The 21,474-nt window shown below is 67.2% G+C and carries 19 protein-coding genes and 2 pseudogenes; 12 read left to right on the top strand and 9 right to left on the bottom strand.

What is annotated here, in order from left to right:
• Positions 1-48: 48 nt before the first annotated feature.
• Positions 49-771 carry a TMEM165/GDT1 family protein gene (locus ADBZ6K_RS16880; protein WP_526348695.1) on the bottom strand — a complete coding sequence of 241 codons (723 nt, stop codon included), beginning with the start codon at positions 769-771 and terminating at the stop codon, positions 49-51.
• A 410-nt stretch (positions 772-1,181) separates the two neighbouring features.
• Here ADBZ6K_RS16880 and ADBZ6K_RS16875 point away from each other — a divergent pair, with 410 nt between their 5' ends.
• Complete coding sequence (locus tag ADBZ6K_RS16875; protein WP_526348693.1) at positions 1,182-2,912, top strand: amidase; 1,731 nt, start codon at positions 1,182-1,184, stop codon at positions 2,910-2,912.
• Positions 2,913-2,916: 4 nt separating this feature from the next.
• On the opposite strand, the gene ADBZ6K_RS16870 is transcribed toward ADBZ6K_RS16875, so the two are convergent.
• Positions 2,917-3,801 carry a rhomboid family intramembrane serine protease gene (locus ADBZ6K_RS16870; protein WP_526348691.1) on the bottom strand — a complete coding sequence of 295 codons (885 nt, stop codon included), beginning with the start codon at positions 3,799-3,801 and terminating at the stop codon, positions 2,917-2,919.
• A gap of 249 nt (positions 3,802-4,050) precedes the next feature.
• On the opposite strand from ADBZ6K_RS16870, the gene ADBZ6K_RS16865 reads away from it, so the two are divergent.
• Positions 4,051-5,601, top strand: coding sequence for an FAD-dependent oxidoreductase (locus tag ADBZ6K_RS16865; RefSeq protein WP_526348689.1), 1,551 nt, complete (start codon positions 4,051-4,053; stop codon positions 5,599-5,601).
• Positions 5,602-5,613: 12 nt separating this feature from the next.
• Positions 5,614-6,678, top strand: a complete 1,065-nt coding sequence (locus ADBZ6K_RS16860) for an alpha/beta fold hydrolase (protein ID WP_526348687.1) — start codon at positions 5,614-5,616, stop codon at positions 6,676-6,678.
• A 27-nt stretch (positions 6,679-6,705) separates the two neighbouring features.
• On the opposite strand, the gene ADBZ6K_RS16855 is transcribed toward ADBZ6K_RS16860, so the two are convergent.
• Entirely contained in the window at positions 6,706-7,179 is a 474-nt protein-coding gene (locus ADBZ6K_RS16855) for a winged helix-turn-helix transcriptional regulator (protein WP_526348871.1), read from the bottom strand.
• 100 nt (positions 7,180-7,279) lie between these two features.
• Between ADBZ6K_RS16855 and ADBZ6K_RS16850 the strand changes: the two genes are divergently transcribed.
• The 3 genes from ADBZ6K_RS16850 to ADBZ6K_RS16840 all read left to right on the top strand — a co-directional run bounded on the left by ADBZ6K_RS16850 (position 7,280) and on the right by ADBZ6K_RS16840 (position 9,522).
• Positions 7,280-7,981 (top strand): SDR family oxidoreductase, encoded by a 702-nt coding sequence (locus tag ADBZ6K_RS16850; RefSeq protein ID WP_526348685.1) that lies wholly within the window; start codon positions 7,280-7,282, stop codon positions 7,979-7,981.
• Positions 7,982-8,008: 27 nt separating this feature from the next.
• Positions 8,009-8,434, top strand: coding sequence for a tautomerase family protein (locus ADBZ6K_RS16845; RefSeq protein WP_526348683.1), 426 nt, complete (start codon positions 8,009-8,011; stop codon positions 8,432-8,434).
• A 221-nt stretch (positions 8,435-8,655) separates the two neighbouring features.
• Positions 8,656-9,522, top strand: a complete 867-nt coding sequence (locus ADBZ6K_RS16840) for an EamA family transporter (RefSeq protein ID WP_526348681.1) — start codon at positions 8,656-8,658, stop codon at positions 9,520-9,522.
• Between the two features lie 116 nt (positions 9,523-9,638).
• Here ADBZ6K_RS16840 and ADBZ6K_RS16835 read toward each other — a convergent pair whose 3' ends face one another.
• The 6 genes from ADBZ6K_RS16835 to ADBZ6K_RS16810 all read right to left on the bottom strand — a co-directional run bounded on the left by ADBZ6K_RS16835 (position 9,639) and on the right by ADBZ6K_RS16810 (position 15,896).
• The gene (locus tag ADBZ6K_RS16835; protein ID WP_526348679.1) at positions 9,639-10,496 is read right to left on the bottom strand and encodes an ABC transporter permease; all 858 of its coding nucleotides are present in this window, start codon (positions 10,494-10,496) and stop codon (positions 9,639-9,641) included.
• Positions 10,493-11,368 (bottom strand): ABC transporter permease, encoded by an 876-nt coding sequence (locus ADBZ6K_RS16830; protein ID WP_526348677.1) that lies wholly within the window; start codon positions 11,366-11,368, stop codon positions 10,493-10,495. The genes ADBZ6K_RS16835 and ADBZ6K_RS16830 overlap by 4 nt, the downstream gene beginning before the upstream one ends.
• Before the next feature lie 3 nt (positions 11,369-11,371).
• Positions 11,372-12,547, bottom strand: coding sequence for a polyamine ABC transporter substrate-binding protein (locus ADBZ6K_RS16825; protein ID WP_526348675.1), 1,176 nt, complete (start codon positions 12,545-12,547; stop codon positions 11,372-11,374).
• A gap of 52 nt (positions 12,548-12,599) precedes the next feature.
• The gene (locus ADBZ6K_RS16820) at positions 12,600-13,628 is read right to left on the bottom strand and encodes an ABC transporter ATP-binding protein (protein WP_526348869.1); all 1,029 of its coding nucleotides are present in this window, start codon (positions 13,626-13,628) and stop codon (positions 12,600-12,602) included.
• Positions 13,629-14,112: 484 nt separating this feature from the next.
• On the bottom strand, positions 14,113-14,250 hold the full coding sequence (locus tag ADBZ6K_RS16815; protein WP_526348867.1) for a P1 family peptidase: 138 nt from the start codon (positions 14,248-14,250) through the stop codon (positions 14,113-14,115).
• Between the two features lie 152 nt (positions 14,251-14,402).
• Entirely contained in the window at positions 14,403-15,896 is a 1,494-nt protein-coding gene (locus tag ADBZ6K_RS16810; protein ID WP_526348673.1) for an AAA-type ATPase lid domain-containing protein, read from the bottom strand.
• Positions 15,897-16,070: 174 nt separating this feature from the next.
• On the opposite strand from ADBZ6K_RS16810, the gene ADBZ6K_RS16805 reads away from it, so the two are divergent.
• From ADBZ6K_RS16805 to ADBZ6K_RS16780, 6 genes and pseudogenes are all read left to right on the top strand, one after another.
• Entirely contained in the window at positions 16,071-17,108 is a 1,038-nt protein-coding gene (locus ADBZ6K_RS16805) for an amidohydrolase family protein (RefSeq protein ID WP_526348671.1), read from the top strand.
• Entirely contained in the window at positions 17,108-17,845 is a 738-nt protein-coding gene (locus tag ADBZ6K_RS16800; RefSeq protein WP_526348669.1) for an iron-sulfur cluster assembly protein, read from the top strand. Before ADBZ6K_RS16805 ends, ADBZ6K_RS16800 begins: the two co-directional genes overlap by 1 nt.
• A gap of 46 nt (positions 17,846-17,891) precedes the next feature.
• A complete protein-coding gene (locus ADBZ6K_RS16795) occupies positions 17,892-18,917 on the top strand; it encodes an NAD(P)-dependent alcohol dehydrogenase (RefSeq protein WP_526348865.1) in 1,026 nt (341 codons plus the stop codon).
• 107 nt (positions 18,918-19,024) lie between these two features.
• Positions 19,025-19,543, top strand: a complete 519-nt coding sequence (locus ADBZ6K_RS16790) for a phosphate-starvation-inducible PsiE family protein (protein WP_526348667.1) — start codon at positions 19,025-19,027, stop codon at positions 19,541-19,543.
• Positions 19,544-19,663: 120 nt separating this feature from the next.
• Positions 19,664-20,695: pseudogene (locus tag ADBZ6K_RS16785) on the top strand (type III polyketide synthase); the annotation flags it as partial.
• A 168-nt stretch (positions 20,696-20,863) separates the two neighbouring features.
• Positions 20,864-21,474: pseudogene (locus ADBZ6K_RS16780) on the top strand (NAD(P)/FAD-dependent oxidoreductase); the annotation flags it as partial.

Below are 21,474 nucleotides of genomic sequence, written 5' to 3'. Positions count from 1 at the left end.
GTCATACCGTCCGAGATTGCCGGACTTCGCCGCGGTCCCGGCTGGATGTCACGCTTCCGACGGCGGAGCGCTCACGGCCGGGGTGGGGGATTCGGTCCGCAGCACGCTTGGGCGCAACCGCTCCGGCAGTGCGCGCAGAGTGGCCGCAACGGCCGCCACCAGGCCGACGGAGCTGCCGATGACGACCACACCCGGGGCTGCCGGGAAGAGGTTCTCCAGGAGCATGTAGCCGCCGAACGCGAGGAACAGGGCTGCCGAGGAGAGCTGGATGACCCGCTCGGGGAGATGCTTGCCCGCGACCGCCCCGACGATGATCGCCAGTGCGTCGGCGGCGACCATGCCGAGCGTCGAGCCGATCCACACACCCAACCAGTCGTTGTCCGCGGCGAGGGTGATCGTCGCGAGCATCGTCTTGTCGCCGAGCTCGGCGAGCAGGAACGCGGAGGTGACCACGAAGAACGCCGGTGCGGTCGCCCGCTGCGCACGGGTCGCCTCCTCATCGGAGAGCTTGTCGCCCCGCAGGGTCCAGAGGCCGAAGAAGACGAACGCCACACCGGCGAGGATGCCGAGCAGGTGTGTAGGCAGGGCGGCGCCGAGGTAGTGGCCGATCGCCACGGAAAGGATGTGGACCACGGTGGTGGCGACGGTGATCCCGCCGAGCACCACCCACCAGCGGTAGCGCAGCGCGAAGGTCATCGCCATCAGCTGGGATTTGTCGCCCAGCTCCGCAATGAAAATGACGCCGAAGCTCAGAAGCAACGCGGCGAACATTCGAAGGATCTCCTCGGTCGGTGACTGCCCGCCGAAGATAGAGTGATGCCTTCGGCCAACAGCCAAACAGTCTGCGCGGCCGAAGGTCTCGCCCACCGGCCCTGGCCGGTTCGGATGACCGGGCAGCGCGGTGTGGCCGCTAGCCAGTGTGTCGATCAACCGATTCGGGGCTACTCCCCTTCGTTGTCGGCCACACTACCAGCGACGATGAAAACCGTGCAACTCGGGCAATCCGAAATGTGTTCCATTCCAACAAGTTTGGCGTACCTGCCGGGAAAGTTAGGCGACCCGCACATGAACATCAGCCTGGCGCAACACCGACATCAGGTGGGCCTGTCGCCCGGGTGCCAGGCCGGCGCGGCGCAGCTGTTCCGGTCCGCGGGGTGATGGATTGCGGTAGAACGGCAGTCATGGCGACGCCGTCTGGTTCCTTCGACGTGGTGGAAGCCTCCATTGCCGGGCTCCGCGGAGCCCTTGATGACGGCCTGGTGACAGCGGTCGGGCTTGTCGAGGCCTACCTCGCACGCATCGCCGCATACGACCACGGCGGAATACGGCTCAACTCCGTGGTGGTCCTCGACCCCGGCGCGCTCGCCGCGGCGGCCGCCGCTGACGCGCGGCGAAGCGCCGGCCGTACCAGGGGGCCGCTGGACGGGATTCCCTACACGGCGAAGGACAGCTACCTCGCGCGCGGCCTGACCGCGGCATCGGGCAGCCCAGCGTTCGCGCGTCTGGTGGCCCAGCGCGATGCGTTCACCGTCGAACGGCTGCGTGACGCGGGCGCGGTTCTGCTCGGGCTGACCAACATGCCCCCGATGGCCAACGGCGGCATGCAGCGCGGACTCTACGGACGTGCCGAAAGCCCTTACAACGCAGCCTATTTGACCTCCGCATTCGGCTCGGGGTCGTCGAACGGATCGGGCACGGCCACTGCTGCGTCGTTTGCGGCGTTCGGGCTGGGCGAGGAGACCTGGTCATCGGGTCGCGCGCCGGCGTCGAACAATTCGCTGTGCGCCTACACACCGTCGCGCGGGGTGATCTCGATGCGGGGTAACTGGCCGCTGGTTCCCACGATGGACGTCGTCGTGCCGCACACCAGGACCATGGCGGACCTGCTCGAGATCCTCGACGTCATCGTCGCCGACGATCCCGACAGCCGGGGTGACTTCTGGCGCATGCAGCCGTGGGTGATGCTGCCGCGCGCGAGCGAGGGGCGGCCGGCGTCCTACCCGGCGTTGCGCCCGCGCGACGGCGCGGACGTGCGCCGGACGCTGAGCGGTCTGCGGTTCGGTGTTCCGCGGATGTACATCAACGCCGACGCCGAGGCGGGCACGGCCTCCAGCCCGGGTATCGGCGGCTCGACCGGTCAGCGGATCGAGACCCGCCCTTCGGTGCTCGACCTGTTCGACCGCGCGCGTCGCGATCTGGAATACGCGGGCGCGCAGACGGTCGACGTCGACTTTCCGGTGGTAAGCAACTACGAGGGCGACCGGCCGGGCGCACCCACGATCGCCACCCGGGGGTACGTCAGCGCCGAGTACCTACGCCGCGAGATCGTCGATCTCTCCGCATGGGCCTGGGACGATTTCCTGCGCGCCAACGGCGACCCCGCGCTGAACCGGCTGGCCGACGTCGACGGTGCGCGGATCTTCCCGCACCCGGAGGGCGCGCTGCCCGACCGCTACACCGGGTTCGACGATGACATCGCGAGCTATCCGGCGTTCATCCGCGACAACCCGATCGCCTCTTTCCTCGACATCCCGCACCTCGCCGAGGGCTTGCGCGGGCTGGAGCGAACCCGGCAGATCGATCTCGAGCAGTGGATGGATGAGCTCGGCCTGGATGCCGTCGCGTTCCCGGCCGTCGCCGATGTAGGCCCGGCGGATATGGACGTCAATCCCGCCTCGGCCGACCTGGGTTGGCGCAACGGCGTCTGGGTCGCGAACGGCAATCTGGTGCCACGCCACCTCGGTATCCCGACGGTGACGGTCCCGATGGGCACGATGGCCGACATCGGCATGCCCGTCGGTCTGACATTCGCCGGGCGGGCACACGACGACGTGCGGTTGCTGCGCATTGCGGCCGCCTTCGAGGCCACGGGCTCGCGCAGGACGGTGCCGCCGCGCACGCCCGCGCTGTGACCGGTCAGCCGTGCCCGAGTGAACCACCGAACATGGCGAGCAGATCGTCGGTGCGCCACACGATGACCGCGACGAACACCACGACGACGGTGAACGTCACCGCCGCCTGGATCAGGTTGCGGTGCTCCCGGGGAGCGTAGGCGTACGCCCATGCGATCAGCGCGCCGCTGACCAGCCCGCCGAGGTGGCCCTGCCAGCTGATCGACTGCGAGCTGATCATCGGGTAGACCAGCGTGAATACCACGTTGATCGCGATGAGCGCGGTAACCCACCGGACGTCCATCCGGAGGCGTTTGGCCACCACGAATGTCGCCCCGAACAGCCCGAACACGGCACCGGAGGCGCCCGCCGTCGCGGAGTTCAGCGGGGAGAGCAGATACACCAGCACCGATCCGCCCAGCGCGCTGAGCGCATAGAGGGAGGCGTAACGCAGCCGGCCCAGCCACGCCTCCAACGGCGGACCGATCACGTACAACGCCCACATGTTGAACAGGATGTGCGTCACCCCGTAGTGCAGGAACGCCGAGGTCACCAGCCGGTAAAACTCGCCGTCGGCGACCGCGGGCGGCCACAGTGAGAACCGCCGCTCCAGATCTTGCGAGGTCGATTGAAGGATGAACACCGCCACGTTGAGTGCGATGAGGACATAGGTGACGATCGGCGTGGTCGAGTTCGATTGACGGCCGCCGAACTGGGTGCGTACCGGTCGAACCGAGGCCGCGCCGTCGTGCACGCAGTCGGGACACTGATGTCCGACAGCGGCCGCGCGCATGCATTCGGGGCAGACGGGTCGTTGACAGCGGGTGCAGCGGATATAGGTCTGGCGGTCGGGATGCCGATAGCAGGCCGGGGTTTCCGCCGGTGTTCCTGGGGGCCTCGGGATGCTCATCGGGCGCTCACCGTTCCAGTATCCCGTGGCGGCCGCGGCCGCCAGGCAACAGGGACGACGGATCACCCTGCTCGCGCGCCGAGTGTGAACCCGCGGCGAGAAAAACGCCAAAACTTCGCCCCCTCTTCACACTCGGCGGCGCCGCGGCGGCCGAATTTCAACATGTCATGAAATTAGGCTTGCGCCGGAGTGGGTCTCAACGTACAGTGACACTTAGTCTCAACGAAGCGTGAAAATAGGGAGTACCAAATGAGCCTCACCCATCCCGGCGTGCTGGTCGTGGGCGCCGGACCCGTCGGACTCGTCGCCGCCGCCGAACTCGCCCGCCACGGCGCGGCGGTGCGGATCATCGACCGGCTGGCAGCGCCGACGGACGAGTCCCGCGCGATCGCGGTTCACGCGCGCAGCCTCGACATGCTCGACCGGATGGGCGTGGTCGACGAGCTGATCGCCACCGGGGTGAAGGCGCGCGGCATGGAGCTCAGCTGCGGGCGTCGCAAGCTGCTGCGCGTCCCTCTCGACCGCGTCGATGCGGCGTACCGCTTCAGCCTGAACACCCCCCAGACCGAAACCGAACGCGTGCTGACGAAGCACCTGTCGGATCTGGGGGTCACCGTCGAGCGCTCCGTCGAACTGACCGGGCTGACGCAGGACGCCGACGCGGTGCACGTCGACCTGCGGCACGCCGACGGTGAGGGCGAGCAGGTGACCGTGCCGTGGGTGATCGGTGCCGACGGTGCACACAGCACGGTTCGACGCCTGGTCGGCGGCAAGCTCGAGGGGTCCTTCGTGGGCGAGCGGTTCCTGTTGGGCGACGTCGACGCGGAGCACGACCTCGACCCCGAGGCGATGTACACCTTCTTCTCACCGGAAGGCCCGGTGCTCGTGATGCCGATGCGCGACGGGCGTGCGCGGGTGATGGCCCAAACCCACGATGCTCCCGGAGTGCCGCTGAATCTCCATCCGACCATGGCGGAGTTGCAGGAGGTGGTCGATCGCAGGGTCGGCGGCATCAGGCTGGTCAAGGCGCACTGGATGACCTCGTTCGAGCTCCATCACGCCCAGGTGCACCAATATCGCTGGGGCCGAGTGTTTCTGGCAGGCGACACGGCGCACGTTCACAGTCCGGCGGGTGGCCAGGGCATGAACACGGGTATGCAGGACGCGTTCAACCTGGCCTGGAAGCTGGCGGCCGTCATCGGTGGGCACGCCGGTGACAGCCTGCTGGACAGCTATCACGCGGAACGATATACGGTGGCCAAGAGCATGATCGAGTTCACCGAACGGATCAGCAAGGCGGGCACCCTCACCGGTGCGCCGCAGCACATCCGCAACGCCCTGATGAGGGTGCTCGCTCACGTCGGCTCGGTCCCACGCGCCGTGGCCGCATCCGCAGCCGAAGTGAACATCAGCTATCGCCGCAGCCCGATCGTGGTCGGGTCGGCCCCACGCGGTGCCAAAGTGGTTGCCGGCGAACACTTCCCGTATCTCGGTGATGACGATGTGCAGAAGTATGTGGCTGGCTGCTGGGGCGTCGGCCACACCACGGTGACGGTCGCGGCGGGTCAGGGAACCCCCGCCGCAGGCCGAGCCGGGCTGCAGGTTCTCGTCACCGACAATGACACCCCGGTAACGGGCTTTGACATCGTGATCGCCGACCCGGAGCGGGTCGTCGCGCGGCGGCTGGGACTGCCCGCAGGGGGGCGCGTCGTCGTGCGGCCCGACACCTACATCGGTGCGATCGCCACCCTCGACGATACGACCACCGTTGGCGAGTACTTCGCCCTCATCGCCCGGTAGAGGAGACATCCCGTGTACACCTATGAGATCGATCCCCAGGCCATGTTCGATGACCGGGCGCATCAGTTCGAGGGATTCGGCATCCCGCGCTCGGATATCGGGCGGGTGCGCGCCGCGGTCACCGACATGTGGGCCGACGCACCGGGCGGATGGTCGTACGAATGGTCCGCTGTGGCCGAGTGCTACGCCCGCGCAGGCAACCACGGGCTGGCCGCGTACGCCTACGGCTGCGCGCACTTTCCGTGCCTGAACACCGATGCGCGGGTCCGCGCGCTGGGCAAGCAGATCGAACACTTCGAATTGGCCGCCAAGGACTTTCCGGTGAGGTTCGAACGGCGCATCATCGCGGTTGGCTACCGCGGCGGCGAGATCGAGGTGCCCGTGCACGTGTATTCGGTCGACGGCGACTACCCGGCACGGCCGGTGCTGGTCGCCCACGGCGGGGTCGACACCTTCAAGATGGACTTCCATCCGTTCTGTCTGGCCTTCACCTTGCATGCCGGGGTGACCACCGTGGCCGTCGATATGCCGGGGACCGGAGAGTCGCCGGTGCCGCTGGATATCGCGGGCGACGAGATGATCGCGGGGATCGTGGACTTCGCGCGGTCGATCGGCGACGGACGGGTCGCCCACTTCGGGATGTCGTTCGGCGGTAACTTCTCGGCAATGTCGGGCCTGTCCGGCCTCGTCGACGCCGCCGTCGATGTCGGCGGGCCTGTGCTCGACGCGTTCACCGTGGCGCACGGCGCGGGCCTGCCCTACGGGATGCGGGATATCATCGGCAACGCCATGCACCTGCAGCGTCCACCGACCGTCGAGGATCTCGTTGCTCGCATGAGCGACCTGTCACGTGCGAATCTTCTATCCCAGAAGCGTAATTCACCGATGTTGGTGATCAATGGCGCAGACGACTATTTCGTGCCGCAATCCGACACGCGGGTCTTCGAGGGGCGATCCGACACCGAGGTGCACCTGATGACCGACACCGGTCACTGCGCGATGTCGAGGTCGCCCGAGGTGGTCGCCATCGTCAACGGGTGGCTGCGCACGCGGTTCGCATCGTCGACGCAGCGGTGAGTGGCGCCGCGGTGGGCGCCTACCGAGTCACGGCGCGGCGCGACGGATCTCGATATCGTCCGAACTCCGCGATGACCGGCGGCCACCGGCAACCACTCGCACGCTGACTCGTTCACCTGTGGCGGCATCGACGAATGCGAGCGGCGCGGCGCCGTCCTGCAGGTGGGCGTCTCCCCACTGCATGAGGGCCAAGAAGACCGGCAGGAGGTCCTCACCGGCCGCTGTCAGTTCGTACCCGTCGCGTGCGCGCTCGCCGGGTTCCTGGTAGCGCACGCGGGTGAGGACGCCTGCGCCCTCGAGTTGGTCGAGAGCGCGGGAGACCGCGGGCGCCGAGGCGCCGGTCCGTTCCACGAAATCCTCGAATCGTGAAGTCCCGTAGAAGCATTCGCGGATCACCAGAAACACGGTCTTCGTCTTGAGTAGGTCCAGGGTCCTGGACATCGAGCAGGCGTCGCCGATCGACCACCTGCCGCGGTCGCTCATTCGCGCCTCGAACGTCATCGCCACGACCCGAGTATAACTAATGCTTGCGTTACTCAGGGTCGGTGTGGTTTAGTTCTGAATAACGATAACGTTATCTAGCTGGCACCTGGAGGGTCGAATGGTCAGAGTTGAGGATGCGGTCGCGTTGGTGACGGGCGGACGGCGCGGACTGGGCGCGGCCCTGGTCGACGAGCTGTTGCGCAGAGGTGCGCACAAGGTCTACGCCACGGCCCGGCAGGCCTACCCGGATGAGCGCGCCGCGGTGGTGACCCACGCACTCGAGGTGCGTTCCGGGGAGTCGGTCGCCGAACTGGCCGCGGTGGCCACCGATGTCCAGATCGTGATCAACAACGCAGGCGTGCTGTTGGGGGGTGCGTTGCTGTCTGGCGATCTCGACGACGTCATCACCACCTTCGACGTCAACGCACTGGGACCGTTGCGGGTGGTACGCGCCTTCGCGCCGATCCTGGCCGGCAACGGCGGGGGAGCGGTCGTCAACGTGCATTCGGTGCTGTCCTGGCTCGGCGGTGCGGGCGCCTACGGCGCGTCGAAGGCGGCAATCTGGTCGATCACGAACTCGCTCCGCGCGGAGCTGGCCGGCCAGAACACACAGGTCGTCGGCGTCCACGCCGGCTTCATCGACACCGACATGGTGGCCGGGCTCGCCGTCCCGAAGACCACGCCCGCCGACATCGCGACACGCATCGTCGACGGTCTGGAGAACGGGGCTATCGAGGTGCTCGCCGATGACGCAACCGTGCACGCCAAGGCGGCGCTGTCGGGCCCGGTGGAGAACCTGACCTTCGCCCTGTCGCACTGACCGGCACGACCGACGAGGAGCCCCACCATGCCCCTGTGGACGATCTATCACACTCCCGGAATCTTCACCGAGCAGGACAAGCGCGAGCTGGCCGGCCGGATCACCGATGGCTACGAGCGGGCGGGCCTTCCCCGGTTCTACGTCGTCGCCGCGTTCCACGAAATCGCCTCGGAGAACATCTACGTCGGCGGTGAGCAGACGCCGGTCGGCGTGCGTATCGTGATCGATCACATCGCCCGCCGGCTTCCCGACGAAGCGAGCCGCCGCCGGGTCGCGCACTGGATCAACGACATCGTTCAACCCAGCCTCGCCAGGCATGAGGGGCTGCATTGGGAGTTCCACGTCGATGAGACCAGCGCGGACCTGTGGATGATCAACGGTCTTGTCCCGCCGCCGCCCCGATCCGAGGCCGAGCGGGCCTGGGCGACGGCGAACGCGACGTCGCCCTACTGAGCCGGCCTCGAGCGCACGGTCGCCTGAATCAGCGCCGTCCCCGTCGCCGCATGTGACGTCAGGGCGCGTTTGGAGTCGCCGAAAACTCGCCCTCAGGTCACACCGGGCGGCGCGGGGCACCCGGTAAAACGCCCGGCCGAAGAACCGTTCATTGATCATGAACGGTATATCCATGAATAACACGTGGACGCGAACGGAACGGGTGCCGTTGAATTCAGGACATGGCAATCACTCAGGCGCGCACCGGCACCGCAATGGCGGTGGCGTCGATGCTCTGTGTCCAGGTCGGACTGGCCATCGCCGTCGGTCTGATCGACCAGATCGGCGCCGAAGGTGTGGCCTGGCTGCGACTGGCGTGGGCGGGCGTGCTGTTGCTGGTCATCGTGCGGCCCCGCGTCGCGGCGTTCACCTGGGCCACGTTCCGGGTGTGCGTCCTGCTCGGTGTGGTCACCGCGGCGATCACGTTGCTGTTCATGGCGGCGATCGGACGCATCCCGCTCGGCACCGCCAGCGCGCTGGAGTTCCTGGGCCCGTTGGGCGTCGCGGTCCTCAGCGGGCGCGGGCGTGACCGCATGGTGTGGCCCGGGGTGGCCGCGATCGGTGTGGTGCTGCTGACCCAGCCGTTCGGCGGCGGCGTCGACCCCATCGGCGTGCTGTACGCGCTGGGCGCCGCCGTCGGCTGGGCCTGCTACATCGTGCTGACGCAACGCGTGGGCGACGAGGTGGCCGGCATCAACGGGCTGGCGGTGTCGATGCCGGTCGCGGGCCTGGTGGCCACCGTCGTCGCGGGCCCGTCCGTCCTGCCGAAGCTCACCCCCGAGATCCTGCTCATCGGGATGGGGCTGGCCATCCTGCTCCCGGTGGTGCCGTTCGCGCTCGAACTGCTGGCGCTGCGCAGGCTGACGACCGCGGCGTTCGGGACGCTGATGAGCCTCGAGCCGGCCTTCGCCATGGTGGTCGGGTTCGTCATCCTGCATCAGGTGCCCGGCGTGGGCGGTGTGCTCGGCATCGTGCTGGTGGTCGCCGCCGGGATCGGGGCCGCGCGCGGGGGAGCCAGAACCGCGCCGGTGCCCGTGGAGGTCGGCTGATCCCGTCGCGCCCGTCGCGCCCAGATCGACTTTTTACAGCTAACCGTCGAGTGGATCTCTGCCAAACGTCGACTTCGGGGCGTGGCGGAGCCAGAGCCGCCCGAACGGGGAAGACCTCAGACGTCGATTCGCTTGCGCCGGTACAGCGTTCCCACCGCCAGGAGCAGCAGGCTGATCACCAGGATGGCGGTCGCCAGCACATTGATCTGCGGTGGCACCGCCGCCTTCACCGCCGCGTTGACGTAGAGCGGATAGGTCACCGTCGACCCGCTGACGAAGTACGTGACGATGAAGTCGTCGAGGGACAGCGCAAAGGACAGCATCGCCGCCGCGACGATGCCGGGGACGATCAGCGGCAGCGTCACCTTGAAGAAGGTCCGGGTGGGGCTGGCGCCGAGGTCCATCGAGGCGTCCTCGAGCGTCCAGTCGAACCCGCGGACCCGGGCCCGCACCGTCATCGCGATGAAGCTGATCTGAAACGCGATGTGTGCGATGACGATCGTGGTGTAGCCCGCTGCCCAGCCGAGGTCGAGGAACAACGTGAGCAGCGATGCGCCCATCACCACCTCGGGTGCGGTCAGTGGCAGCACCAGGAAGGTGTCCAGCGCCCGGTCGCCGCGAAAACGCTGACGCACCAGGGCGATCGCCACGAGCGTGCCGAAGACGAGCGCGATCGACGTGGAGACCGCCGCGACGTTGATGCTGAGCTTCAACGCTTCGGTCAGCGCCGGATACTTGAACGGGTTCAGCCAGTTGTTCAGCGTGAAGCCCTGCCAGGTGTAGTTGAACTTGCCCTGCGGGTTGTTGAACGAGAACAGCACGATCACGAAGATCGGCAGAAACAGGTACAGCAGTACCAGTCCGGCGATGATCCGGACCACCAGGTCGCCCCATTTGCCACCGCCCTTGACGGTTTTCGGCTTCGGGGTGTCCTCGGTCGCCCCGGCGGCGACGGCCCCCGCCTGCGTGGTCATACCAGATCCTCGGTGCCCAGCGCCCGCGTGTAGAGGAGCACGCCGACCAGGATGATCACCATCAGCACCATGGACAGCGCCGCCGCGGCGGGGTAGTCCTTGACCACCAGGAACTGCTTCTGAATCACGTTGCCGATCATCGTGGTCTGGGTACTGCCGAGATAGTCGGCGTTGATGAAGTCGCCGACCGCGGGGATGAACACCAGCATGCTGCCGGCCAGCACACCGGGCATCGACAGCGGCAGGATCACCTTGCGGAAGCTGCGCGGCGCGCTCGAATACAGATCCTTCGACGCCTCCAGCAGCCGCGGATCGATCTTCTCCAGGCTGACGTACAACGGCAGGATCATGAAGATGATCCAGTTGTAGGTCAGCCCGCCGATCACCGCCCAGCTGGTCGACAACAACCGGCCCTCGCTGGGAAGCAGGCCCACCGTGCCCAGCGCGCTGACCACCAAGCCGTCGTCGGCAAGGATCGTCTTCCACGCGATCGTCCGGATCAGGAACGTCACGAAGAACGGCAGGATGACCAGGCCGAGGAGGAGATTCTTGTATCGGCCCGCCTTGAACGCGATCACGTAGGCCAGCGGGAACGCGAGCAGCAGGCACAGCACCGTGGCGACGAACGCGTAGGAGAACGACCGGAAGATCTGGTCGCGGTAGTGGCTGAACGCGTCGGCGTAGTTGCCGAAGTTCCACGAGAACGTCAACGTCGGCAGGAACACCGAGCCGCCCATCGACGAAAGCGACGTGCGTGCGAGCGAGACGAACGGCACGACGAAGAAGATCCCCAGATAGATCAGCGCAGGCAGGATCATCAAGTACGGAGCGATCTTGCTCCGCTGCCTGCTGCTGGACGCGACACCTGCCATCGGCTAGCCGCCGGTCACCGCGGCGTAGGCGGTGTTGAAGTCCTGGGTCTGCTCATCGGTGAGCGCGGGCCAGCTCTTGAGGTTGGCGAGCATCTCCGCCGGCGGGTTGATCAGCGGGTTGCTGGCCAGGCCGGGGTCGATCTTGTTGAGTTCGTCGGTCATATCCGACAACACCGGCACGTACTGGACGAACGCCACCAGTTTGGCGTAGTTGGGCCGGTCGTAGACGTAGTTGATCCACGTCTCGGCACCGGCCTGGTTGCGGGTGGTGTAGGGGACGATCATCGTGTCGACGAACGTGGTGCCGCCCGCTTCGGGCACCACGAAGCGCAGATCGGGATTGTCGGCCTGCAACTGCACGACGTCACCCGAATATGCCTGTGCCACAGCGATATTGCCCGCCGCCAGATCGTCGGCGTAGTCGTTGCCGGTGAAGCGCCTGATCTGGCCCTTGTCCTTCTGTTCGCGGACCAGGTCGACCGCCTGCTGGATGGTCTGCATGGTCGGGCTCTCCGGCGAGTTGCCCTGGGAGAGCATGATCATGCCGAGCCCGTCCTGGGCGTCGGAGAACAGGCTGACCCTGCCGTTGAACGCGGGGTCCCAGAGGTCCTCGATCTTGGTGATGTCGCGGCCCGTCGCGGCCCTGTTGTACGCCAGCCCCACCATGCCGGACATGTACGGCGCGCTGAACTTACGGCCGGGGTCGACGCTGGCCTCCAGCAGGTCGGGACGGATGTTCTTCTTGTTCGGCACGCCCTCGTCGCTGATGTCGTTGAGCCAGCCCAGGCTGTGCAGCCGGACCGCCATGAACGAGGTGGGCACCGCGAGGTCGGCGCCGATGTCCTGTTTACGCGACAGCGGTTCCTTGATCTTGGCGAACCACTGCTCGTTGTCGTTGAGGTCTTCCTTGTAGTCGACCGTGATGCCGGTCGCATTCTGGAACTCCTCGACAAAGCCGTCGGCCATGTACAGCGGCCAGTTCGAGATCCGCAGCGTGTTGCCCGCGGCCTCGTCGGTTGCAGTGCCGCCCCCGCCGCCGCCGTTGGAACCGCACGCGGCCAGGAAGGACGGGCCGAGAACCATCGCCGCGGCGGCCGCCGCGCCGCCACCGATGAAGCGGCGGCGGCTGGTCCGGTTCGCCGCGAATCGGGAGAGCTGGGGATCGATCTCTTGGGGCATGACGACTGTGCCTTTCATTGCGGGGAGGGGCAGATGGAGGGCGGCTGGGCGGTCATGAGTCGTCGAGCATCTCCTCAAGATCCTCGGTGGTCGGGATATCAGCGGCGGGCAGCACCCGAGAGGCGTCGGGATCCCATCCGACGTGGACCTCGTCGCCCGGGCGCAGCAGCGGCAGCTGTTGTTCGGGACCGACGTGGGCCACGATCGTCGACTCGTCCGGAGCGCTCAGCGACAGCCGCACCACCGGACCCTGGAACGTCAGATCCCGCACCGTCGCACGCACCGTGGCCACGTCGCCGGTGGGCTCGTCCAGCGATACCCGCACCCGTTCGGGGCGCACCATCAGGGTGGCCTGACCGCCGGCTTCGATCGTGGTGTCGCCGGGACGGGCCTTCAGCGTGCTGCCGAGGACCTCGACCTCGACGTAGTCGCGGTTGGTCCGCCCGGTCTGGCGTCCGGACCACAGGTTGGCCTGTCCGATGAAGCTGGCGACGAACACGGTCGAGGGACGGTCGTAGATCTCGGTCGGGCTGCCGATCTGCTCGACGTTGCCGGCATTCATCACCGCGATCCGGTCACTCATCGTCAGCGCTTCCTCCTGGTCGTGGGTCACGTAGATAAACGTGATCCCGACCTCACGCTGAATGCGTTTGAGTTCGAACTGCATGGCGTGGCGCAGTTTTAGGTCGAGCGCGCCGAGCGGCTCGTCGAGGAGCAGGGCACTGGGATAGTTGACCAGTGCGCGGGCCAGCGCCACCCGCTGCTGCTGGCCCCCGGAGAGCTGGCCGGGTTTGCGTTTGGCGAAGTCGGTCAGCCGGACGATCTCAAGTAGTTCGTCCACGCGCCGCTTGACTTCGGCCTTCTCGATCTTGGCGCTGCGCGGCCCGTAGGCCACGTTGTCCCACACAGTCATGTGCGGGAACAGCGCGTAGTGCTGGAACACCGTGTTCACGTTGCGCTTGTGCGGGGGGACGCGGGAGACGTCGGTGCCTTCCAACCGGATGGCTCCCTCGGTGGGCGTCTCGAAGCCCGCGATCATCCGAAGCGTGGTGGTCTTACCGCATCCGGAGGGGCCGAGCATGGAGAAGAACTCGCCCGAGGCGATCGAGAAATCGGCGTCAGCAACGGCCACGTAGTCGCTGAACCGCTTCGTGACATGGTCGATCTCGATGACCGGGCCGCCCTTCGCCGAGGTCGTCCCGTCCCGTCCCGTGTTGTGGTCAACGGCGGTGCTATGTGTGCCGGTCAGGACAGATCCTCCTCAGTACCGCGGCGAGGTTGTGGATAACCATTGCGGATTCAAGCGTTGTTCGCAAGCGATTCCGCAACGATTTAACATTTATACAATGGAATCCTTCGTCGGTCGTGCCTAGAAGCATGAGAATCCGCTGGGGACGACAGCTTCTTGCGCCGCCGGTCCAGGTTGGGCCGGTTCCGTCCGTGCGACAGAACGTCGCGTAGCCAGTTTTGCAGCCCGGTGCGATTCCGGCTGCCGGAACCGTTGCACCTGCCTCGATCGTTAGCACATCTTGCAATCCGGCTACGACGTCAACCCAGCAGGGCAGTCAGCCGGTCGTGTGGCAATGCAGGTGAGCCGTCCCGTTTCCACCCTTGAACTCGTAGCAGTTCATCCCGGTGCCGCCGCCGACGGCGTGGGTGTTGGATAGCACCACCGGAAGTGCGAAGGAGCCCGCCTCATCGATCCAGGTCGTCCCGGTCGTCTCGCCGTTGCCGTTCAGCGAATATCAACCCGCCGCACACGGTGTGCCGACGCCGTCACGCCCGCGGGGGCAGGACCGCGGTCACCCCGCTGCGGACCGGCCCCGCGCGCGTCGAGCGGTCGCGCGCTCCGGTGTCAGGGTGCGTCGCGCGGGACGTGGATGCCGTACTGGGAGATCTTGCGGTAGAGCGTGGCCCGGCTCATCCCAAGGTCGCGTGCGGCCTCCTGCATCGTGCGGGCGCCGTCGCGCCCGGGCGATGTGAGCACCCGCACGATCTCCCCGCGCTCGAAGGCCTCGATCCGCGACAGCCGACGGGTGTTGCCGGCCAACACCTCTGGCGGCAGATCGGCGACGTCCACCACATCCGCGCGCAGGGCGGCGTGCGACACGGCCCGCGACAGCTGGCCGACGTTGCCGGGCCAGTCGAACCCCTTCAGCGCCCGGACCGCGGCCCGGCTGAACTGCACGTCGCGCCCCCGTGCGCGGGCGGCCAGATGGGTGGCCAGCGGCATCACGTCGCCGGGGCGCTCCCGCAGCGGCGGCACATGCACGACCGTGTCGATCAGGCCTGCCAGCGGGGACGGGATGTCTTCGAACCGCTCGGCGGTCAGTGCGAACGGCACCGGGGTGGCCACCGACCGACCCAGCACGAGGTCCCGCAGCCGCCCGGCCACCCATGCGGGAAGCATGTCGACGTCGCGCACGATCATCGCCGTGTGTTCCTTGCCGAGTTCGGGGGTCCACAGGTTCAGCCAGGTCTCGATATCGGAGACGGCGGGGGTGCCCGCCGACAGAATCCGGTCGCGGGGGTACGCGCGCCGCGCGGCCTGGCCGAGCAGTGTGCCGCGTCCGCACCCCGGCTCACCGATCGCGGCGACCACCTTGCCCGCCGCCATCGCCTGCGCGGCCCGCTGCGCCGCCACGTTCCAGGTCTGGCACAGGGTCCGCACCGTCCCCGAGCCGGGTTCTGTACGCGGCAGTTCCACCCGGAAGACCTGGCCGCGCGGAGTGCTCCTGGGGTGTCGGCCGTGCGACCGCGCGAGCATCAGCGAGGCGGTGTTGCTGGCCGCCGACCGTGCCAGAGCGAGCAGCAGATCGCTGGAGGATTCGGACCACGTGGTGAGGTTCACGGCTCCCTCGAGGTGACCGGTCGTCGGGTCGAGCACCGGCACCGCGGCACAGGTGAACGTGCACAGGCTCAGGGCGTAGTGCTGATCGGCGCGTATCAGGGTGGGCGCCCGGTCCGCGAGGGCCAGCCCCAGCCCGTTGGTGCCGACATGGCGTTCGGCGTAGGCGAAACCCGGTGCCAGATGCACATTGTCGAGCGCCCGCGCCAGGGCGGGATCACCGGTGAGCCTATTGAGGACGATGCCGTCGGAGTCGGTCAGCATCAGGCTGACGGGCTCGTTGGCCAGGGTCTGATGCAGGTCGGCCAGCACCGCGCTACCGCACTCGTAGAACAGCGAACCGAGGCCCTCGGTGCCGGTGAAAACGGGTTCGATGATGTCCAGCGGAACCCCGTAATCCTCGCTGCGCTGCCAGGAATCCAGCAGACGGCGCGGGAGCCCGCCGGCTTCGCCGATCTGCGTCCGTTGAAGCCGTACGCGGTCAGGCAGACCTTCGGGCACCGCCCTCCTTCCGGTGTGGCGCACGTTACATACCAGAGTGGCTGATCCGCGCGCCGCTGGCGCTACCCCAGATGTCTCAGATTGAGACATCAGCGGCCTGCTAGGAGACCCGCGACGACCATAGGCTCGGTCTTGCCGATGTGACAGCCGTCACGTGAAAGAAGGGCCACACATATGTATCGCAAGGACGCTGACAGCTACTTCATCGTCGATGCCCACATAGCCCTGTGGGACGGTCGACCGGAGAATCAGCGCAACATTCACGGCAAGCAGTTCATCGACTGCTTCTACGACTATCACCGCAACCTCTCGCCCGAGTCCGAGGTGTGGAGCTACGAGGACTACCTCTATCAGGGTGGCGACCGGTTGATGAAGGATCTGTTCGAGGACGGCTACGTCGACCACGCGATTTTCCAGCCCGCCTTCCTCGGCGAGTTCTACTACAAGGGCTTCGGCCAGACCGATGAGGCTTTCGAGCTGGCGAGCAAGCACCCCGACAAGCTGACGTACAACCACAACTTCGACCCGCGCAACGGCGAGGTGGGCCTGGATCAGCTGCGGCTGGATGCCAAGAAGTACAACCTCAAGGGCGTCAAGCTCTATACCGCCGAGTGGCACGGGGAGTCCCGCGGATGGAAGCTCGACGATCCGTGGGCCTACCGGTATTTCGAGGCCTGCCGGGAACTGGGGATCAAGAACATCCATGTCCACAAGGGCCCGACCATCCGGCCGCTGGACCGCGACGCCTTCGACGTCGCCGACGTGGACAAGGTCGCCACCGACTTCACCGATCTGAACTTCATCGTCGAGCACTGTGGGCTGCCGCGGCTCGAGGACTTCTGCTGGATCGCCACCCAGGAGCCCAACGTCCACGCCGGCCTTGCCGTCGCGATGCCGTTCATCCACACCCGGCCGCGCTACTTCGCCCAGATCATGGGTGAGCTGCTGTACTGGGTGGGCGAGGACCGCATCCAGTTCTCGTCGGATTACGCGCTGTGGACCCCGAAGTGGCTCATCGAGAAGTTCGTGGACTTCCAGATTCCCGAGGACATGACGGAGTACGCGCAGATCTCGACCGACCAGAAGAAGAAGATCCTGGGGCTGAACGCGGCGAAGATGTACGACATCCCGGTGCCCGCCGAGCTGCAGCTGCCGTCGGCGGACGAACCCGCGGTAGGACCCCGAGGCGCCGATGATCTGGTGGGCGCGTAGTGGTTTCGCCTACCGATCGCTACAGCGCCGCTGTCGCCGCGCTGGGGACGGTGGTCGATCCCGAACTGGACGAGCCGATCACCGATCTGGGTTTCGTGCGGTCACTGGTTGTGTCGCCGGCCGGCAACATAAAGGTCCACCTGCGGCTGCCGACGTCGTTCTGCTCGCCCAACTTCGCCTATTTGATGGCGTCGGACGCGAAAGATGTTCTGGCAGCCCTGGATTGGACGCGGCACGTGGTGGTCGAACTCGACGACCACCACGATTCGGAGATCATCAACGCCGGCCTTGCCGCGGACGCCGGCTACCGCGGCACCTTCGGGCATGAGGCCGAGTACTCTCTGGATGAGCTACGGGCGACGTTCAAGCGCAAGGCGCACACCGCGGCGATGGAGCGCTGCCTGACGGCACTGCTGCGGGCACAGCCCGACCGCACCGAGGCCTCCCTCGGGACCATCCGGCTCGTCGACCTGCCAGCCGGTGACACCACGACGGCCCTGCTGCGGCGCCGGGAGTCGCTCGGATTGTCCACGGCGCCAGACGCTTTGGTGATGGTTGACGACGAGGGGCGGGGGTACCCGCCCGGCGACGTGCCGCTGGCGCTGCGGCGTGCTCGCTCCACGCGGATCTCCATCGACGGCAACGCGCACTTCTGCCGTGGGCTGCTGCGCACCCGCTACGGAGACGACGACGCCGACCCCACATTCATCCCCATATCCGCACTCCTGCACGCGTGATATCCACCGATACAGCATCACAGAAGGAGCATGTTCGATGAGCACCATGCGAGCCGTCCAGGTGGTCGGCTATCACACCAACCTCGAGATGACCGAGGTGCCGATTCCGGAGCCGACCGGACCATTCGACGTCGTCGTCAAGATCGGCGGCGCCGGCGTGTGCCGCACCGACCTGCACATCCTCGAAGGCCAGTGGGCCGAGAAGACGCAGGTTCAGTTGCCCTACACGATCGGCCACGAGAACGCCGGCTGGGTCCATGCCACGGGGTCGGCAGTGACCAACGTCAAAGAGGGCGACAAGGTGATCGTGCACCCGCTGATCACGTGCGGGCTATGCCGGGCGTGCCGCTCTGGCGACGATGTGCACTGTGAGTCCAACGCTTTCCCCGGCATCGACACCAACGGCGGCTACGCCGACTACCTGAAGACCTCGGCGCGCAGCGTCGTCAAGATCGACGACTCTCTGGAGCCCTCTGATGTCGCCGCCCTCGCCGACGCAGGACTGACCGCCTACCACGCCGCCGCGAAGGCGGCCAGGCGGCTGACGCCGCGGGACCGCTGCGTGATCATCGGCGCCGGCGGCCTCGGCCACATCGGCATCCAGGTACTCAAGGCGCTTTCGCCGGCCGAGCTCATCGTGGTGGATCGCAATGCGGGTGCGCTCAAGCTCGCCGAGGCGATCGGCGCCGACCACGGTGTGCTCGCCGACGGCAGCCAGGTGCAGCAGGTGCAGGAACTCACCGGAGGGCACGGCGCGGAGGTCGTCGTCGACTTCGTCGGCGAGGGCGGCGCCACCAAGCAAGGTGTCGGGATGCTGCGCAGGCACGGCGACTATCACGTCGTCGGCTACGGCGAGAACATCGACGTCCCCACCATCGACATCATCTCCACCGAGATCAACTTCATCGGCAACCTGGTCGGTTCGTACAACGACCTGTGCGATCTGATGGCGCTGGCCGCGCGTGGCGCGGTGCATCTGCACACCCAGAAGTACCGGCTGGACGATTTCCAGTCCGCGATCGACGATCTCGATTCTGGCAATGTCCGGGGCCGGGCCATCCTCACGCCGTAACACCCGCTGGGCCGGGGGCTGCACCGGACGGTTCGTAGCCGCGCCAACGGGGTACAGCCTCTGGGCGAAGGGAGATGGTATGGGTGCCCCGGCCCCGGCCACCGGCCATGGCTGACGACCGGGCCGAGGAGGACCGTCAGCGGTTCGCCGACCGGGTCCTGAGCCTCGTGGAAGACGCGATCTACTGGGCGATCGCGGTCGTGCTGGCCGTCGGCTCGGTCGCGTTGCTGGTCGCCCAGTTCAACACGATGGCGCGGCTGCGCAACACCCCGGCCAACACGGTGATGCTGGAGATCCTCGACGGTCTGCTGCTGATCTTCATCTTCGTCGAACTGCTCTACGCCGTGCGGTCGAGCTTGCGGTCACGCGAGATCGCGGCCGAGCCGTTTCTCATCGTCGGCATCCTCGCCGGGATCAAGGAGATCGTGGTCCTGTCGGTCGAGGCGGCCACCCTGCTCGACCGGGGTCCTGAGTTCGCGAGGGCGGCGGTCGAGATCGGCATACTCGGCGCGGTCGTTCTGGTGCTGGCGCTGGCCGCCTACGTCCTGCGCGAGCGCCGCCGCGACACCGCCGATGCGGGCGAGCGGGCGGCCCGCGAAGAACAGGAGCGGGGCCGCGCGCCTTAGGTAGCCCCCTGAGACGGGGGATCGTCGTGAACGGAGACCGGCGCAGTCGCTGGTGCGCCTGCACCAGCGGGTCGGGCTCGAGGAGCAGCCAGCGGACCGATCGGTTGATTCACCGGCCGCGCAGGCGAACCCGCCGACGTAGCCCCCCACCGACGCCGTTCGGCCGTTACTGTCGCGGCCATGTTCGGCAACCATGAGGACTTCGTCAGGACCCTGCACGACAACGCGAAGGTCAACAGTCGCCATCTCGTGCTGCCAATCGAGGATTACGCCGGACTGACTGACTTTGGTGACGCCGACGACCTTTTCATCGAGCACGCAACCGAACTCGGCTGCGTGGCCCTGTCCGGAGCCCTCGACGAGGCCGGACTGCGGCCTCAGGACGTCGATCTCATCATCACGACCACCGTGACCGGTGCCGCCGTTCCGTCTCTGGACGCCCATATCGCCGGCCGGCTGGGGTTGCGCCCCGACGTCCGCCGGATCCCGGTGTTCGGGCTGGGTTGCGTTGCGGGCGCGGCAGGTATCGCCCGGTTGCACGATTTCCTCAGTGGGGCACCCGATTCGGTGGCAGTGCTGGTTTCGGTAGAACTGTGTTCGCTGAACCGCAAGCACAATCCTTCGCTGGTCACCATGGTGGCGGGTTCGCTGTTCGGCGACGGTGCCGCTGCCGTCGTCGCGGTCGGACAACGCCGCGCGCGACATATCAACGCGACGGGTCCGGAGATCCTGGATTCCCGCAGCCACCTGTATCCGGACTCGCTGAACGCGTTGGGGTGGAAGATCGGCACCCACGGGTTCGACATCGTACTGAGCCCGGAACTGCCCGCCTTCGTCTAACGCTCTCTGGGCGGTGACGTCACCGAATTCCTCGCCGACCACGATCTCGGTATCGACGACATCGCCACCTGGATCAGCCACCCCGGCGGGCCCAAGGTGATCGAGGCGACCATATCCACGCTCGGATTGCCCGGCGACGCGCTCGACCTGACGTGGCGCGCCCTCAGCGAGGTCGGCAATCTGTCATCCTCGTCGGTCCTGCACATCCTGCGCGACGCCATCCGAAAACGTCCGCCCGCCGGAAGTCCTGGCGTCCTGGTGGCGATGGGCCCGGGGTTCTGTTCCGAACTCGTCCTGATGCGGTGGTGCTGATGTCGGTACGCCGCTACGGGCTTCTGCTTTCGGCCGTCGCTGTCGGGCGATTGGCCGAGTTGGTGGTCTCCAAACGCAATCTCGATTGGAGTCGTGCGCGCAGCGCACGTGAATTCGGTGCGGGCCACTACCCGGTGATGGTGGCGCTGCACGGTGGCCTGCTGACCGGCGGCGGACGGTCTGCATTCGCCGATCCGCCGGTCCCTCGGGCTGGAACACGCCGGCGAGGCGCGGCGCCGGTGGGGGATTCGGCGCCATATCCGGATCGCCCCGTGGACGGACTGCGTCGAGGTGCACTGGGGCCGTGGGGCGGAGGCCTACGTGACGCCGGTCGCCGACGACTGTGTCGGAGTGGCGATACTGACGTCGGGCCGCGGCCGATTCGATCGGCACCTCGACCAGTTTCCGGTCCTCAACGAGCGGCTGCGGGGCCGGGAGCGTGGCCAGGACCGTGCCGCGGGGCCGCTGCGCCAACGCGTCAAGAGCCGCTCCGCAGGGCGGGTCCTACTGGTCGGCGACGCGGCGGGTTATGTGGACGCGTTCACCGGCGAAGGTCTCGGCCTGGCATTCGGCGGTGCGGAGCTGTTGGTGCGCTGCGTCGTGGACGGATCGACCGCCGACTACGACCGTCGCTGGCGGCGGATGTCCCGGCGCTACCGGCTGATCACGGCGGCGCTGCTGGGCGTGAGCGGCTGCCCGCCGGCGCGTTCACGTCTCGTGCCCGCCGCGACGGCGCTGCCCGGGGCGTTCGCCGGTATCGTGAACGCGCTTGGCCGATA

Source organism: Mycobacterium sp. (assembly GCF_044223235.1).
Taxonomy (GTDB): domain Bacteria; phylum Actinomycetota; class Actinomycetes; order Mycobacteriales; family Mycobacteriaceae; genus Mycobacterium.
The sequence above is the reverse complement of the archived record's forward strand: the minus strand, read 5'-3'. Positions and strand labels throughout refer to the sequence as shown.

Excerpts from the sequence above, each read along its gene's own strand:
- ADBZ6K_RS16880 (WP_526348695.1), bottom strand. The coding sequence starts at position 771 with ATGTTCGCCGCGTTGCTTCTGAGCTTCGGCGTCATTTTCATTGCGGAG.
- ADBZ6K_RS16875 (WP_526348693.1), top strand. The coding sequence starts at position 1,182 with ATGGCGACGCCGTCTGGTTCCTTCGACGTGGTGGAAGCCTCCATTGCC.
- ADBZ6K_RS16870 (WP_526348691.1), bottom strand. The coding sequence starts at position 3,801 with ATGAGCATCCCGAGGCCCCCAGGAACACCGGCGGAAACCCCGGCCTGC.
- ADBZ6K_RS16865 (WP_526348689.1), top strand. The coding sequence starts at position 4,051 with ATGAGCCTCACCCATCCCGGCGTGCTGGTCGTGGGCGCCGGACCCGTC.
- ADBZ6K_RS16855 (WP_526348871.1), bottom strand. The coding sequence starts at position 7,179 with ATGACGTTCGAGGCGCGAATGAGCGACCGCGGCAGGTGGTCGATCGGC.
- ADBZ6K_RS16850 (WP_526348685.1), top strand. The coding sequence starts at position 7,280 with ATGGTCAGAGTTGAGGATGCGGTCGCGTTGGTGACGGGCGGACGGCGC.
- ADBZ6K_RS16845 (WP_526348683.1), top strand. The coding sequence starts at position 8,009 with ATGCCCCTGTGGACGATCTATCACACTCCCGGAATCTTCACCGAGCAG.
- ADBZ6K_RS16840 (WP_526348681.1), top strand. The coding sequence starts at position 8,656 with ATGGCAATCACTCAGGCGCGCACCGGCACCGCAATGGCGGTGGCGTCG.
- ADBZ6K_RS16835 (WP_526348679.1), bottom strand. The coding sequence starts at position 10,496 with ATGACCACGCAGGCGGGGGCCGTCGCCGCCGGGGCGACCGAGGACACC.
- ADBZ6K_RS16830 (WP_526348677.1), bottom strand. The coding sequence starts at position 11,368 with ATGGCAGGTGTCGCGTCCAGCAGCAGGCAGCGGAGCAAGATCGCTCCG.
- ADBZ6K_RS16825 (WP_526348675.1), bottom strand. The coding sequence starts at position 12,547 with ATGCCCCAAGAGATCGATCCCCAGCTCTCCCGATTCGCGGCGAACCGG.
- ADBZ6K_RS16820 (WP_526348869.1), bottom strand. The coding sequence starts at position 13,628 with ATGCTCGGCCCCTCCGGATGCGGTAAGACCACCACGCTTCGGATGATC.
- ADBZ6K_RS16805 (WP_526348671.1), top strand. The coding sequence starts at position 16,071 with ATGTATCGCAAGGACGCTGACAGCTACTTCATCGTCGATGCCCACATA.
- ADBZ6K_RS16795 (WP_526348865.1), top strand. The coding sequence starts at position 17,892 with ATGCGAGCCGTCCAGGTGGTCGGCTATCACACCAACCTCGAGATGACC.
- ADBZ6K_RS16790 (WP_526348667.1), top strand. The coding sequence starts at position 19,025 with ATGGCTGACGACCGGGCCGAGGAGGACCGTCAGCGGTTCGCCGACCGG.